Origin of the sequence: Ectopseudomonas alcaliphila (assembly GCF_900101755.1) — a bacterium.
In the GTDB taxonomy this organism is placed as follows: Bacteria; Pseudomonadota; Gammaproteobacteria; order Pseudomonadales; family Pseudomonadaceae; genus Aquipseudomonas; species Aquipseudomonas alcaliphila.
Genome location: NZ_FNAE01000006.1, coordinates 133,090 through 149,348, shown reverse-complemented (window position 1 = coordinate 149,348; position 16,259 = coordinate 133,090). Strand labels below are relative to the sequence as shown.

The 16,259-nt window shown below is 61.1% G+C and carries 9 protein-coding genes; 5 read left to right on the top strand and 4 right to left on the bottom strand.

The window, feature by feature from the left end; all coding sequences use genetic code 11:
* Positions 1-236: 236 nt before the first annotated feature.
* From BLR77_RS18405 to nhaA, 3 genes are all read right to left on the bottom strand, one after another.
* Positions 237-395, bottom strand: coding sequence for a DUF3309 family protein (locus BLR77_RS18405; protein WP_074680519.1), 159 nt, complete (start codon positions 393-395; stop codon positions 237-239).
* A gap of 109 nt (positions 396-504) precedes the next feature.
* On the bottom strand, positions 505-723 hold the full coding sequence (locus tag BLR77_RS25185) for a hypothetical protein (RefSeq protein WP_139203037.1): 219 nt from the start codon (positions 721-723) through the stop codon (positions 505-507).
* Positions 724-965: 242 nt separating this feature from the next.
* Positions 966-2,267 carry a Na+/H+ antiporter NhaA gene (gene nhaA / locus BLR77_RS18400; protein ID WP_083366085.1) on the bottom strand — a complete coding sequence of 434 codons (1,302 nt, stop codon included), beginning with the start codon at positions 2,265-2,267 and terminating at the stop codon, positions 966-968.
* Positions 2,268-2,625: 358 nt separating this feature from the next.
* On the opposite strand from nhaA, the gene BLR77_RS18395 reads away from it, so the two are divergent.
* Positions 2,626-3,459, top strand: coding sequence for a BON domain-containing protein (locus BLR77_RS18395; protein ID WP_074680515.1), 834 nt, complete (start codon positions 2,626-2,628; stop codon positions 3,457-3,459).
* A gap of 267 nt (positions 3,460-3,726) precedes the next feature.
* Positions 3,727-4,965 (top strand): diguanylate cyclase domain-containing protein, encoded by a 1,239-nt coding sequence (locus BLR77_RS18390; protein ID WP_074680513.1) that lies wholly within the window; start codon positions 3,727-3,729, stop codon positions 4,963-4,965.
* Positions 4,966-5,082: 117 nt separating this feature from the next.
* Here BLR77_RS18390 and BLR77_RS18385 read toward each other — a convergent pair whose 3' ends face one another.
* The gene (locus tag BLR77_RS18385) at positions 5,083-5,796 is read right to left on the bottom strand and encodes a Crp/Fnr family transcriptional regulator (RefSeq protein WP_074680511.1); all 714 of its coding nucleotides are present in this window, start codon (positions 5,794-5,796) and stop codon (positions 5,083-5,085) included.
* Positions 5,797-6,088: 292 nt separating this feature from the next.
* Between BLR77_RS18385 and BLR77_RS18380 the strand changes: the two genes are divergently transcribed.
* The 3 genes from BLR77_RS18380 to BLR77_RS18370 all read left to right on the top strand — a co-directional run bounded on the left by BLR77_RS18380 (position 6,089) and on the right by BLR77_RS18370 (position 16,228).
* Positions 6,089-14,710, top strand: a complete 8,622-nt coding sequence (locus BLR77_RS18380) for a glycoside hydrolase family 94 protein (RefSeq protein WP_074680509.1) — start codon at positions 6,089-6,091, stop codon at positions 14,708-14,710.
* Positions 14,711-14,715: 5 nt separating this feature from the next.
* Positions 14,716-14,931 (top strand): CsbD family protein, encoded by a 216-nt coding sequence (locus BLR77_RS18375; RefSeq protein WP_074680507.1) that lies wholly within the window; start codon positions 14,716-14,718, stop codon positions 14,929-14,931.
* Between the two features lie 565 nt (positions 14,932-15,496).
* Complete coding sequence (locus tag BLR77_RS18370; RefSeq protein WP_074680505.1) at positions 15,497-16,228, top strand: trypsin-like peptidase domain-containing protein; 732 nt, start codon at positions 15,497-15,499, stop codon at positions 16,226-16,228.
* Positions 16,229-16,259 lie beyond the last annotated feature (31 nt).

Here is a 16,259-nt window from a genome sequence, read left to right as displayed (position 1 = left end):
CTCGGTCGGTAGTCTGGGTTCAATAAGCTCACCCGGAAGCGGTAGCCGCCTAGGAACTGCCGCAGGGGCCTCAGCCAATTTCTTTATATTCTCCTGCCCGCCTTCTATAGCGGGCAATGTGCTGCCTGGCGTCGCGGGCTCTTTCATAACGAACTCCTTAACGGTGCTTCATTTCAAAAGTCGGTGAACGCATGGGTAGAGATGGACGTAACCCGCTACGGGTGGACATATTCCATTCAGACTCGCCCAAGCAGCAGGAGAACCAACAAAATTATTACCACGATGCCCAAACCACCTGTTGGCCAGTAACCCCAAGACCGGCTATGCGGCCAGGCAGGGAAGACACCAACAAGCATAAGCACCAGAACTATAAGTAGAATCGTACCGAGACTCATCGTGAAGTACTCCCATGGGCCGTGTGGGTGATACCATGTACCCTGCAAGCAGCACTATTGTCAGCGCTGCCTGGCTAAACCCACTTGATAACCTGCACAATCAAATCGCTCAGGATTTTTTGGGGCCCCGATCTACGGCTGACTTCTCAACCTGAGCATGCTTCTGTTGAGAACGCTCATGCTTGTCGGGTATTTGAGCATTGTCGCTTTTTTGTGAGTTACGTTCGGGCTTGCCAGCAGGTTGTTTGCCCCCCGAATTATTACCTTTTGACTGTTCGGTACTTTTAGCTGAGTCATTGGGGGTGCGGGGCACAAGGGGCTTGTTCATGATGACCTCGACGGAAGGGATATGCCGACGTTGTTGCCGACACTCGAGTTCGATAATGACAGCTGGCACCTATACGTCGGTGCGCTAACACACTTAAACGTAAAACAACCCCAGCCCGCGTCTTATAGATAAAGAACCGTGAATGCCGTGCTGGCTGAACATAGTTAAAAGATATGTTTACCTGGCCAAGCCAGGTGGTGGAGCAGCGAACTGAGTGAGGGCAGCGCCTCGGCATGATCCATTCAGCGGCGCCCCACAGGCGCCCTGGACGCATGAAACAGTAAGCCCAGGCCGGCAAGTGCCGAGAAGCCCGATGCCATGAAAATACCCAGTTTGGCGCTGTCGAGCAGATCGACTGGCAAGGCCAGGCCGGCGATGAACAAGGCCATGGTGAAGCCGATGCCGGCCAACATCGCACCGCCGCTCATAAGCCCCCAGGTCAAGGTCGGAGGCCGCGTAGCAATACCTGCACGCAACGAAAGCCAACTGAATGCCAGAACACCCACCGGTTTGCCCACGGCAAAGCCGACAAAGACCGCGAACGCCAGCGAGGTGTCCAGCGCCTCGAGTTGCAATGAAAATCCGGCATTGGCCAGAGCGAATAGCGGCATGATGACGAATCCAACCCAGGGGTGCAGTCCCAGCTCAAGGCGCTCTACCGGAGAGAGCGTCTCTCTTGCTGCAATTTCTGCAGCCAACAACGTGTGTCGGTCCCTGGTATCACCACTGCCTTCCCCCGCGGGATGAGCAATTACCTGACTCAGTATCGCGTAGAGACGCCGGTCACTGACCCAGCGGCGAGCGGGCGTCATCAGGCCCAGTATCACGCCTGTGATGGTGGCGTGGATGCCTGACACATCCACCGCGATCCAGGTCAGCCCACCCACCAGGAAGTAGAGCGGAAATCCGCGAAAACCCGCCCAGGACATAGCACGCACCACAGCGATTCCGAGCCCTGCCAGGGCCAGCATGCCCATGGATACCTGCTCGCTGTAGCCGATGGCGACGATGAGGATGGCGCCGATATCGTCGACGATTGCCAACGACAGCATGAATACGCGCAAGCTACGCGGGATGCGTTTACCGAGCAGGGCAAGGCAGCCGATGACGAACGCAGTGTCGGTTGCCATGACCATACCCCAGCCATGTGCACCTGGGAGCCCCTGTTGCAGCCCCCAATAGAGCATGGCGGGCACGGCCATGCCGCCAACGGCTGCAGCGATCGATAACGTTGCGCGGCGCGGACGACTCATCTCACCCAGGGAAATTTCACGCTTGAGTTCCAACGCGACGAGAAAGAAAAACAGCGTCATGGCTGCATCGTTGACCCAGTCTCTGAGCGAGCGCATGTAGTTGAGACTGCCGACCTGTAACCCGCCCTGAATCTCCCAGAATTGGTGATAGCTCGGCGCCCAGGGCGAATTGGAGACGGCCAGGGCAACAATAGTCGCCAGCAATAGCAAAAACGCTGCAGAAGCTTCTATCCGAAGAAAGTGCGAGAAAGGCTTGGCAAGCCGATCGGTCAGCTCTGCCGGCAGCTTCATCACGGTTCCTGGGCGAGGTGAATGACCGCTCATGCCGGCCTGTGGTGTTCACGCATGTCTGAACACTCCAAGATCCAAAGGAGCCCAAGACAGGATTGTCGATGGGCGTCGATAGCCGAAGGACTCTGTCGGCAAACCGGGACAGGGTCTGTCCGCTGACGCACACAAGTCAGTACGCATCGTCCAATCGCTGTTCAAACCTTGGTGTGGTAACGCACCGACTTCCGACGCGCACAGGGTAAAGCTGGAACAGTCGCCCATTACGCCAGCTGCCTTGGGCGCCACATCCTTTTTCGCCCTCTATCCGGACAAGTCGCAAGCACCTGTCTTGTTTGGATCCCCAGCAAGGAAGTCCATCATGAACATCCCGTCACGCTCACTGCTCCTGGCCTCTTCGCTTGCCCTTGCCATCGCTGTCGCCAGCCCAGGCGCCATGGCCGAAAGTCCCTCTCAAGACATCCTCGAGGCTCGCCAGGAAAGCCAGATAGAAACGGCTTACACCCTGAACCGATACCTGCGTGACTTCGACTTGAAAGCCACCGTGGACAATGGCACCGCCAGCCTCAGCGGACGTGTTCCCGATGAGTCGAACAAGGAGCTGGCCAATGAAATTGCCATGAACGTCAGCGGTATAAAGTCAGTGACCAACGACATCGTCGTGGACAAGAACTTCACGCCTGCTCGCGCCAGCAAGGAGCGCAGCTTTGGCGAAGCCATCGAGGATGCAAGCGTCACGGCCGCGATCAAGTCCAAGCTGCTCTGGAGTCGGTATGCCGAGGGCATGGATACCAAAGTCGTTACCCGTGCCGGCAAGGTGACCCTCAGCGGTACGGTCACCAGCGGCGAAGCCCGGGAGCATGCCGTGGATCTGGCGATGAATACCGAAGGCGTGAACAGCGTCGACAATCAGTTGAGGGTTCAGGCCAATGAATCCGGAATGGTCGCCAGTGGCAAGAACGCTGTCGACGACGCGGGTGACGACATCGCAGATACCTGGATCACCACGAAAGTGAAGTCCACTTTGCTGTACTCGCGCAATGTCAGTGGTACGGACATCGATGTAACGACCGCCAGCGGCATCGTCACGCTCACGGGCAAGGTCCATGACGGCAAAGAACGGGCTTTGGCGGTGAAGCTGACGCAAAGCGTGCGAGGCGTAAAAAGCGTTCAGGCCAATGCACTGACATTCTGAACAAAGCGCGTTTCCAGCACGAAATTACTGCGCGTTACCGCCGAACATCCTATGCGCGGTAACGCACCGACGCCCATTGCAAACCTCTACAACCTCCCACAGCGGATCGAACGCTCGGAAACCGCGTACCGATTGGCCAATGAACGTGGCAAAGGTTGAGCGCTTGCCGAGCTTTCCCATGAGAAAACGGCTACGTGGCAGAACGTCAGCGGCACTGCCTGGGTTTGACAAGAGGCTCGGTCGAGCACTGCGAAGGGACGACACACGATGGGCTATCGAATTCTCCTGGTTACCAGCGATACCGCTTTCAGTGCGATGGCTCAGAGCGAGCTGAGGCGCCAGGACACCGAGATCGTCATAGAACAATTGGACCGCCTGGACAGCGCAGTGAGTCGAGTGCAGAACGGCTCACTGGACATCGTACTGCTGGACGATGCACTGGCTCAGGGCCATGCATTGTCCACACTCGAACTCCTGTCACGCATCGCTGCCAGGGTTCCACTCATGCTTTGTGCGCACATGGCGAGAACCCATGGCAGTAGCCAGCCCTCAGTCAGCAATGGCTTGCCCTTTTCGCCCATAAGCTCGTTACGTGAATGGCTCACGGCGTCCAGCTACTTGAGTGAAAACCTGCGTGCGCAGGCCATTCTCGACTCGATTGGCGATGCGATCATCGGAACTGACTTGCATGGTCAGATCGACTATCTCAACAGAGCCGCACAGCGCATGAGTGGCTGGACACTGGAGCAGGCGCGTGGCCATCTGCTCAGCGAGGTGATGCCTACAGCCGTAATCAAATGCTCCACCCTGTCTCGCCCGGCCATCCAGGTCGACGGCCTACGGCAAGTGTTTGAAGATGCGCAAACACCGATACATGACAACGATGGCAAGCTCAGTGGCTCGGTGATCGTGCGGCATGACGTCAGCCAGGCGCAGGCAACGGCTGACAGGATGACCCACCTGGCTCAGCACGACTTTCTGACTCACCTCCCTAATCGCATGCTCCTCGACGATCGCATCGCGCAGGGAATCGAGCAGGCAAAGCGGCACTCCAGGGCATTGGCATTGATCTTCGTTGACCTGGACAACTTCAAAACCATCAATGATTCGCTTGGCCATACAGTGGGCGACAGGTTGCTGAAATCGGTGGCGGATCGACTGCAAGCCTGCGTGCGCAGCTCAGATACGGTGAGCCGCACGGGTGGTGATGAGTTCATCGTGCTGTTGACCGAGGTTCAGGGTGAACGCAATGCTGCAGGTACTGCAAAGAAGATTCTCGAGGCCATGGCCCTGGAGCACGCTATCGAGAACCTGGCGCTGACGATCACGTGCAGCCTGGGTATCAGCCTGTACCCGCGTGATGGCCAGAGTTCGGATGTGTTGGTGTGTCATGCTGACCACGCCATGTATCAAGCCAAACAAGCCGGGCGCAACCGCTATCAGTTCTTCAGGACCGACCAAGAAATGCAGGAAGCACCTGCGGAAAATTCAGTCGATAGTCGATAGTCGAGGTTCGGTCGGGATCCTGCCCAATGCCTTGAACGCGACTCAGGCGCGGGCTGATCCCTGCCTTACCCTCCTCGTCCGAGCCGCAGCGAAGTCCAGGCAACGCGGCTACTTGAACTACGGCACGCAGAGTTGCAGGCGCTCGGTTTCCCGTTTTACGAGGCCGTAGCATTCGCAGCACAACTGCTCCAGCTGATGCCGGTCCAGTACGGTAATGCTCTCTGGACCGTAATCGATTATCCCTTGGCGCTTGAGCTTATCGGCGGCGCCTACCATGTTGGTGCGACTGCTACCGGGCCTGTCTCCGAGCAACTCCTGCGGCACCGTCGCAGCGTTACCCGGCAGATGATCAAGCCAGAGCAAGAGCAGGCGGCAGAGCTGCTGATCGATAGAATGATACCGGATACAAACGGCGGCCTGCGCCATCTGCGAGATCAAGGTCTGCGTATAACGCAGCACCAGCCCCAGCAAATCGCCGTGACGATCAAACTCATCCTTGAGCAACCCTCCTTCCAGGCGAAAGGCATGGCCACTGCGCTGGACCACGGCACGGCTCGGCAGGTTCTCCCCGCCAATCGACAAGGCGATACCCACCATCCCGTCATATCCAACGACCGAAAGCTCCGTCGCGGTGCCGTGCTCTGTCTGGTAGAGCAGGGAGATGAGGGCATCGACAGGGAAATAGACGTGACTCATCACGTCATGTCGCTCATGGAGAACCTGACCCGATACCAGGTGCACCAGCTCAAGGTGTGAAAAGAGACGTGTGCAGACATCCGGCGATAGCGCACTGAGCAGATGGTTTCGCAGAGGCAGTGGTAGTTCTTGCATGTCCGATCTCCCGCAATACAAGCGAAACGCAGCCCCAGCATACGCCGAAAATACGGCCGGTCAGTACGCTGGAGCACAGACGCCGCCAAAGGCTTGTTCTATGGCCGAACCGGGCTTGGAGTGACGTCTCGCGAGCCAGGAAGCTATGTGCGACAGCGGACAGACGCTCCAGCTGTTTCAAGGCCTGATGAATGTTCACGCATCTGGATCCGCGCAACGGCATGCTGGCAACTCTGGAGTGACTCCTCTGCGTTGGCCTGTCCGAACGCTGACGCCGCACGCCAGGAAGCATATGGATACTCAATGGTCTAGCCTCATCCGGCGTTTATGGCGCTCCGCGCCTCGTACATTCGAATACGAGGCCGTCTTACGCTCCGAACTGTTCAGTGCCGAGCAAATGGCAAACCACGGTGCCGAGCTCGCGCATCAGCATCAACTCAGCCCGCACACCACCTCTGACGCCTTGCTGGAGCGCCTGACCGAGAACGCCAGGGTACTGGCGAGCAGCTGCCAGGCGATGACGGCCGCGACGCTTTCCAGCCAACGGGCTACACCCGCCGCCGAGTGGTTGCTGGATAATTTCTATCTGATCGAAGAGCAGATACGAACAGCCCAGAAGCACCTTCCCAGAGGGTACTGCCGCGAGTTGCCCGGGCTGGCCAATGGACCATCGTCCACCCTGCCCCGCGTTTATGACATCGCCCTGGAGACCATCTCCCACGGCGATGGACGGGTCGACAGTGAAAGCCTGGGGCGCTTCATCACCGCCTACCAGGCCTCGACTCCGCTGACGCTCGGCGAACTCTGGGCCGTGCCCATCATGCTGCGCCTGGCGCTGATCGAGAACCTGCGCCGCGTCGCTGCTCGGGTCATGGCCAGCTGGAACGATCGCGACCTGGCCAACCATTGGGCAGACCGCTTGAGCGAGACCGCAGAGCGCGATGCCAAGAGCGTCGTGTTGGCCGTCGCGGACATGGCGCGCTCACCACTGCCCATGACCAGTTCGTTCGTCGCCGAACTGGCGCGTCGGCTACAGGGGCAGAACACCGCGCTGATCCTGCCGCTGACCTGGATCGAGCAGACGCTGGCCGAGTCCGACCTGAACATCGAGCGTCTGGTGCAACTGGACGCGCAATCACAAGCGGCCGAACAGGTCTCCATCAGCAACAGTATCAACAGCCTGCGGATGCTCTCGGCAACCGATTGGCGCAAGTTCGTCGAACGCATGAGTGGCGTGGAGCAGGTGCTGCGCGAGGACCCTGCGGGCATCTACGCGCGCATGGACTTCGCCACGCGCGATCACTATCGGCATGCGGTGGAACGCTTGTCCCGGGCGTGTCAGCACGACGAGACAGCCGTCGCGCGCGCGGCGCTCGACCTGGCCGCAGGCGCACCGCCTGATATTCCGCGCATGGCCCATGTCGGTTTCTTCCTGGTCGATAAAGGCGTACCGGCACTGGAGCGACAGCTCGGCGTGCGGTTGTCGCTCATCGAGCAGGGGCAACGGCTGCTGAGCCGAGCGCCACTGTATTTTTTCCTGATTCCAGCCCTGCTGCTCACCGTCCTGCTGGCCTGGCCCCTGCTGGCCCTGGCGCATGCCGACAATTGGTCGCTGCTGTACCTGGCCCTGCTCAGCGTGCCGCTCCTGCTGATGACCAGCCGCCTGGCCATCGGCCTGGTGAACTGGCTAGTGACCCTGACAATGCCGGCGAACATGTTGCCGCGCCTCGATTACAGCGAGGGCATTCCCGCGGATGCCTGCACCCTCGTGGTCGTGCCGACACTGATTGGCAGCGCGCTGGATGTCGACGAGTTGGTGGAGGGCATGGAGGTGCGCTACCTGGCCAACCGCGACAGCCATCTGCATTTTGCCCTGCTCACCGACTTCCTCGACGCGCAGCAGGAAACGCAGGATGAGGATGCGGCGCTGCTGGAGCGGGCCAGTCAGGCAATCGAAGCGTTGAATGACAAGTACCCGGCCATGGAAGGCAGCCGGTTCAACCTGCTGCACCGGCCCAGACGCTGGAACCCGACTGAACGCCGCTGGATGGGGCACGAACGCAAACGCGGCAAGCTGAGCGAGCTCAATGCCGTGCTGCGCGGCCAAGGACAAGAACGCTTCGCCTCGATCGTCGGTGATCTGGCGAGACTGCAGCAGACCGTCTACGTGATCACCCTGGACACTGACACGCAGCTACCGCGTGATGTCGCCCGCCAGCTCATCGGCACCCTCGCGCACCCGCTGAACGTGGCTCAGTTCGACGCCAGCACGCGACGCATCACCAGCGGTTACGCCATCCTGCAACCACGGGTCGGCATCAGCCTGTCGAGTATCGCGCGCTCGACCTACGCCCACTTGTTCGGTAGCGATGCAGGGGTCGACCCTTACACACGCACCGTTTCCGACGTCTACCAGGATCTGTTCAGCAATGGTTCGTTCATCGGCAAGGGCATCTATGCCGTGGATGCCTTCGAGCGTGCGCTGGCGGATTGCCTACCGGCAAACCGCATCCTCAGTCATGACCTCATCGAGGGGTGCTATGCACGCTCCGGCCTGATCAGCGACATCCAGATCTATGAGGAGTACCCCGCCTGTTACAGCGCCGATGCCAAACGGCACCACCGCTGGATTCGCGGCGACTGGCAGTTGCTGCCCTGGTTGCTCTCATGTCCGCCCTCGGCGGGCTGCCGGCAGGCCACCGGCCTGGATGCCCTGGGCCGCTGGAAGATCCTCGACAACCTGCGCCGCAGCCTTGAGCCGACGGCTTTTCTGTGCGGTCTCCTGTGGGCCTGGTTCGCCAGCTCGCAGCCGCTGCTATGGACACTGGCGATCATTGCCCTGGTGGTCACGCAACCCTTGCTTGGCCTACTGCTCGAATTGCTGCACAAGCCGCCCGAGGTGCCGCTGCGCCTGCATCTGAGTACAACCCTGCGCAGCAGCGGATCGAGCTTTCAGCGCGCCCTCTTGCCGCTGGTCTGGCTGCCTTTCGAGACGCTCAACAGTCTGGATGCGATTGGCCGGACGCTATGGAGAATGCTGGTCAGTCATCGCAACCTGCTGCAGTGGAACCCTTCTCGGCAAGTCGAGCGCGGTAGCCGTAACGATCTATCCGGGCTGTACCGCCTCATGTGGGTATGCCCAGCGCTGGCCGCCAGCCTGTTCATCCTGCTGGTCATGCACCCTCTGGCTCTGGCGGTCGCCGCGCCCTTCCTGCTCGCCTGGTCGATGGCCCCCGCACTCGCCTGGTGGCTGAGCAAGCCATCGGCCTCGCTGGCGTTCGAACCCACTGCGCAAGAGCGACGCTTCCTGCGCCAGCAGGCCCGGCGAAACTGGGCATTCTTCGAGGACCTGGTCGGGCCTGCGGACAACTGGCTGCCGCCGGACAACATCCAGGAACAGCCGGTGGCCGTCACCGCGCATCGCACCTCCCCCACCAACATGGGGATGGCCTTGCTGTCCCACCTGGCTGCCCATGATTTCGCCTATATCAGCGGCGGGCACCTGCTCTCGCGACTGGAGCACATGCTGACCAGCATGGCCCTGCTGCAGCGCCATCACCGGCACTTCTACAACTGGTACGACACGCTGACCCTGAAACCGCTACCGCCGCATTACATCTCGACGGTGGACAGCGGCAACCTGGCCGGCCTGCTCATGACGCTGCGCCAGGGACTGCTGGAGCTGCCTGATGCTGCGCCGAATGACGCGTGCACGCTGCAAGGCCTGAGAGATTGCCTCGGTGTCCTGCAGGAAGCCGTGCAGGATGCCGATCTGGATGAACAGCTTCTCGACGAGCTGTTCAAGGTATTGGCAGCGCCAGCGCTCACGCCAGAGCCCCCGAACGACCTGCTGCCTACCCTGCAGCGCCTGCTCGAGCAGGCAGAGAAACTGACCATCCCCCTGGGCCAGCAAGAAGAACCCAGCTACTGGCTACAGGTGCTGAGCGCGCAATGCCGAGACCTGAGCGCTGAAATGTCCAGCCTGCTCCTGCCAGGCGAACGCTCGCGACGCATCACCTGGCGGCAACTGGCAACGCTCGATGCCAACGACTGGCCGGCAGACGCGCAGGTGCCAACGCGCAAAGCCAAAGGCTGCGCAATGGAGCGAATCGCGCTGGTAGAGCGCCTGGCCAAATTGGCGGGCGACCTGGCAGACATGGATTTCACCTTTCTCTATGACCCGCAGCGCGACCTGCTGGCCATCGGTTACAACGCCGATGAACAGCGTCTCGATGGCGCCTACTACGACCTGCTGGCCTCTGAGGCGCGGCTGACCAACTTCGTGGTGATTGCCCAGGGTCAGTTGCCACAGGAGGGCTGGTTCGCCCTTGGCCGGCTGTTGACCAGCAGCGGCGGCGTCCCGGTGTTGCTGTCGTGGACCGGCTCGATGTTCGAGTACCTCATGCCGCTGCTGGTCATGCCCAGTTACCCGAGAACCTTGCTGGATCAGACCTGCAAGGCCGCAGTGGCGCGCCAGATCGATTATGCCGGCAAACTCGGCCTGCCCTGGGGCGTATCCGAGTCGGGCTACAACGCCCTGGACACGCAGTTGAACTACCAGTACCGAGCGTTTGGCGTTCCAGGCCTTGGCCTGAAACGGGGGCTCGGCGACGACATTGTCATCGCCCCCTACGCATCGGCTCTGGCGCTGATGGTGGCGCCTGCCGAGGCGTGCCGAAACCTGCAGGCGCTGGCTGGCATGGGCATGGCGGGTCGCTATGGCCTGTACGAGGCACTGGACTTCACCAGCACGCGCTTGCCCCTGGGGCGCAGCTCGGCGGTGATCCAGTCGTTCATGGCCCATCACCAGGGCATGAGCTTCCTGGCGCTTACTGCCGTGCTGCTCGAGCGCCCCATGCACCGGCGCTTCGAGGCCGATCCACAGTTCCAGGCCACTGCCTTGCTGCTCCAGGAGCGCATGCCCAAGAGCGCGACTCAATACCTGCATGCGCCCCAGGTGGCGCAGGAAGAAGCGGCAACTCGCGCCGATGAAAGCAAGTTGCGCGTCTATACCCAGCCTGATCGCGCCCACCCTGCCGTCCAGCTGCTCTCCAACGGCCATTATCACGTGATGATCAGCCATGCCGGCGGCGGCTACAGCCGATGCAACGAGCTCGCCGTCACCCGCTGGCAGGAGGACGTTACCTGTGATGCCGCCGGGACATTCTGCTACCTGCGCGACACCGCCAGTGGAGCATTCTGGTCAAGCGCATTCCAACCAACGCTGCAACGCACGGACAGCTTCGAAGCGATATTCACCGACGCCAGGGCCGAATTCCGCGTGCGCGAACAGGATATCGACACCCATACGGAGATCGTCGTTTCCCCCGAGGACAATGCCGAACTGCGGCGCCTGCATATCAACAATCGTGGCCTTACGCGTCGATCCATCGAACTGACCAGCTACGCCGAAGTGGTGCTGGCGCCGCAGCGCAGCGACTCGGCCCATCCGGCCTTCAGCAAGCTGTTCATAGAGACCGAGCTGCAAGCGGATCTACAGGCGATTCTGTGTACCCGCCGGCCGCGTTCGAAAACAGAACGCCCCCCTTGGCTATGCCATCTGCTGGCCGCCCATGGCGTTGACATCGAGGCGATTTCCTACGAAACCGACCGCGCCCGCTTCATCGGTCGCGGGCGCGACCTGGCGCAGCCGGCGGCCATGGACGTCGATGAGCTCTCGGGGACGGTCGGCGCCGTGCTCGATCCCATCGTGGCGATACGCTGCCGATTCACTCTGGAGGCCGGCCAGGGCGCCATCATCGATCTGGTAAGCGGTGTCAGCGACAGTCGCAGCGGGTGCCTGCACCTGATCAACAAATACCGCGATCGTCACCTCGCCGATCGTGTTTTCGATCTGGCCTGGACACATAGCCAAGTGCTGCTGCGGCAACTGAACATCAGCCACGCCGATGCCCGCCTGTTCGAGCAAATGGCCGCGTCGATCCTCTACAGCGCACCGTCGCTGCGCGCGCCCCCTGAAGTCCTGGCGGCCAACCAGCGCAATCAGAGCGGGCTCTGGGGCCAGGCCATCTCGGGCGACCTGCCCATCGTGCTGCTGCAAATTTCCAGCGTGGGCAACATCGAACTGGTGCGCCAGCTGGTCCAGGCCCATGCCTACTGGCGCCAGAAGGGGCTGGTGGTAGACCTTGTGATCTGGAACGAAGACAAGGCCGGCTACCGGCAAAACCTGCAAGACCTCATCCTGGGCCTGGCGACCTCCGGCAGCGAGGCGCATCTGCTGGATAGACCCGGCGGCATTTTCGTCCGCCCGGTGCAGCAGCTGTCCAGCGAGGACCGCATTCTGATGCAGGCCGTGGCACACCTGGTGCTCAGCGACAGGCATGGCCGTCTGTCCGAGCAGATTCGCCATCGCAAAGCAGGCCCGGCCTTGCCGGCGTTCGATGCGCGCTTGCTGCGCAAGCCCGCGCGCAGCTCAACACTTCCGGCGCCAGACCCAAGTCTGTTACTGAGCAACCCCTATGGAGGATTCAGCGCCGATGGCAACGAATACGTCATTCGTCTGATGCCCGGTCAGCCGACTCCGGCGCCCTGGGTCAACGTGATCGCCAACCCGCAGTTCGGCACGGTGATATCGGAAAGCGGCAGCGCCTACACCTGGCATGAGAATGCTCACGAATTCCGCCTCACGCCGTGGTGCAATGACCCCGTCACCGACGCCAGCGAAGAGGCGCTCTACCTGCGCGACGAGGACACTGGCCACTACTGGTCACCGACTGCCCTGCCCTGTCCGGGAAACGGTCACTACCTCACCCGCCACGGGTTCGGCTACAGCCTGTTCGAGCACGATGAGGACGGCATTCAGACCGAGCTGCGCGTCTACGTGGCGCTGGAGGCGCCGATAAAGTTCTCGCAGCTGCTGGTGCGCAACACCTCGGATCGGCCACGGCGACTCTCGATCACCGGCTATGTAGCCTGGGTTCTGGGCGAACTGCGCAGTCAATCGACCATGCACATTGTCACCGATGCGGACCCGGACACTGGCGCCCTGTTCGCACGCAACGCCTACTCGATCGAATTCCCTGGCCGGGTGGCGTTCTTCGATGTCGACATGTCACTGATGAGCAGCACGGCCGACCGCAGCGAATTCATCGGCCGCAATGGCAACCTCAAGGCACCGGCAGCCATGGCCCAGGAGCAGCTGTCAGGACGCAGAGGTACGGGGCTCGATCCCTGTGCAGCGCTCAGGGTCGGGATCGAACTGGCGCCTGGGGAAAGCCGCGAGGTGATCTTCCGCCTGGGCGCCGAGCAGAGCGCACAGAGCGCCTCGCGCCTGGTTCAGCGCATGCGCGGCAGCGCCACGGCAGCGGTCGAACTGGAAATCGTACGCACCCACTGGCGTTCCACACTGGCAGCGGTGCAGATTGAAACCCCCGAGCCGGCGATCGATGTGCTGATCAACGGTTGGCTGATGTACCAGGTCATCGTCAGCCGCTTCTGGGCACGCAGCGGCTACTACCAGTCTGGCGGTGCCATCGGCTTTCGCGACCAGTTGCAGGACGGCATGGCCATGCTGCACAGCGAGCCGGCAGCAGTACGTCAGCATCTGCTGCTGTGTGCAGCCCACCAGTTCATCGAGGGCGACGTGCAGCACTGGTGGCATCCGCCGATGAACCGTGGCGTGCGCACCGGCTGCTCCGATGACTATCTCTGGCTGGCACTGGCAACCAGCCGCTACGTGCAGGTCACGGGTGACCACAGCGTACTCTCGGAAAGCGTTGGTTACCTGGAAGGCCGCGCACTCAATAGCGGTGAGGAATCCTATTACGACCTGCCCGGCCAGTCGGCTCTGCGAGAGACGCTTTACCAGCACTGCGTGCGCGCCATCGAGCACAGCCTGCGACGCGGCGTTCATGGCCTGCCACTGATGGGGCATGGCGACTGGAATGACGGGATGAACCGTGTCGGTGAACAGGGCCAGGGGGAAAGCGTCTGGCTCGGCTTCTTCGGCCATGAAGTGTTGAGCCGGTTCGCGACGACCGCCGAACTCAATGGCGATCCGGACTTTGCACACCGCTGCCTGCAGCAGGCCAGGGCCCTCGGTGAAAGCCTGGAAAGCCACGCCTGGGATGGTGCCTGGTATCGTCGTGCCTACTTCGACGACGGCACGCCGCTGGGCTCTGCCAGCAACGACGAGTGCCGTATCGATTCCATCACCCAGAGCTGGTGCGTACTCTCGGGCGCGGCCCCCGAGAAGCGCCAGCGCATGGCCATGGAGTCGCTCGACCATCACCTGTTTCGTCGCGACATCGGCCTGATCAAGCTTCTCACCCCGCCCTTCGACAGCGGCGCCATGGATCCGGGCTATATCAAGGGGTATCTACCCGGCATCCGCGAGAACGGCGGCCAGTACACCCACGCTGCAGTCTGGGCAAGCATGGCCTTCGCCGCGCTCGGCGACAGCGCGCGGGCCTGGGAACTCCTGCACGCCATCAACCCGATCACGCACGGAGACAGTGCCGCCGCGATTGCGACCTACAAGATCGAGCCCTACGTGCTGGCTGCCGATGTCTACGGCATGCCGCCGCATGAGGGGCGTGGCGGCTGGAGTTGGTACACCGGCTCCGCCGGGTGGATGTACCGCTTGATCGTCGAGTCCTTGCTCGGTGTACAGCGCAGCGGCGCCTGCCTGCACATGCGTCCGCTACTGCCGGCGCACTGGCCCGGCTTCACCTTGCACTACCGCTATGGCGCCACGCCTTACCGAATCACGGTGCGGCGCACGGAACAGAATGAACAGACGATCGACCTCGATGGCATCCGCCTCGAAGGCGATGGGCTGCCGTTGCGCGATGATGACCGGGAACACCACGTGGACATCAGGCTGCCGCTGAATCTCATCAGCGGCCCTGATCCTGTCATGCCGCCCACTCAGCCATTGGGCATTGCGGAGTAGATCCCATGAGCAGACAACTTACCGACATCATCAAAGGGAAATGGCGGCAGCTAGCCGGTTCGGCCATGATCAACTGGGATGAGTTGACCCTCAACGAGTTGATCAAATCCGAAGGGGATAAGGATAAATTGACCCACCTGGTAGAGGTACGCTACGGCATGACCCACGAAGAGGCAGAAAAACAGGTGCTGAGCTTCTTCGAGCGTAATCGCACCAGCTGATGCCCACGCACGCCTTCAACACAACGACTGCTGGAAAAGCAGAGCAGCCACCTCAACCTGTAAAACCCCGAAGAGCAGAAGCCACTCGTCAAGCTAGCTATCCAAGTCATCTTGCAAGTCGCGTGTCGATTGCGCTCGCCTTTCACGCTTGAAAAGCCGACGCTCACGCTGCTCAACATCTTGCTGGTAGCTGCTGGAATCAGAACCACCGGGCAAATACTGGGCAGCAGGTTTATTCGCTTGGTCAGATTTTCTGGGCTTGCTCATGTTGTTCACCCATCGGATGTATCCGGCGCGAGGCATACGCGTCATCAAGCTGGATACTGCCACCGGGTGTCCAGCCGATCCGTACGCTGACACGCATACGGTTCGCTTTTCACCCTATAGACTGGGCGGCACCGTGGAGAGGTGATCGGCATTCATCGGTAATGAAAAATCAAGAAACAATGACACAGTCAGTACAAGCAACACACTGACGCTGCTTTCACTGTTTGCGGGCTAGCCCAAGGACTTGATACGACATGTCAGTCGGTAAGCACATTATCGACCGGAGGCCCTGAAGACGATGATCGATTCCCTGATGTTGAGCGTGGCACGCATCACCACCATTGCAGGCACGCAGGTGCTGACCAATGCCAGCGGGTTCTTCTTCGCTCGCGATGAGCGCTTGTTCCTGGTCACCAGCCGCCACGTATTGATCGATGAGCCCAGTGGTCATCACCCGGACAGCCTCGAGATCGAGGTCCACACCGACTCGACCAATATGGCCAGCTCCACGGGCTTCTCCATCCCTCTTTACCGCAACGGCGGCAGCCTGTGGCGCCAAGGCCAGGATAGCGCCGGCGAGATCGATGTGGCCGCCATCGAAATCGAACGCTCGGCACTGCCCGATGCCATCGCGTATCACGCCTTCAGACCCGAGCATTTACTGCAGCCCCAGGAACACATCGAAATCGGCGCGCAGTTGCTGGTGGTTGGCTTTCCGCTCGGCTTCCATGACAGCCTTCACCATATGCCAGTGGTACGCCACGCAATTCTCGCGTCCTCGTTCGGCCTTCGCTTTCAGGGGCTCGGTTATTTTCTCACCGATGCCCGCACTCACCGCGGCACCAGTGGTGCACCCGTGGTGATGCGCGTCAGCAATCCCGCCGCCGGGCAGCAAGCCTTGCCGTGGCGCCTGCTGGGTATTCACTCGGCCCGAGTCGACCTGGGCAGCCGTGATCTGTTACTGGACGAGGCACTGGGCCTCAACTGCACCTGGTATGCCGACATCCTGATGACGCTCACCGAGCACTGATTCCGACCTAAGCTCGTCAACGCACCGACCG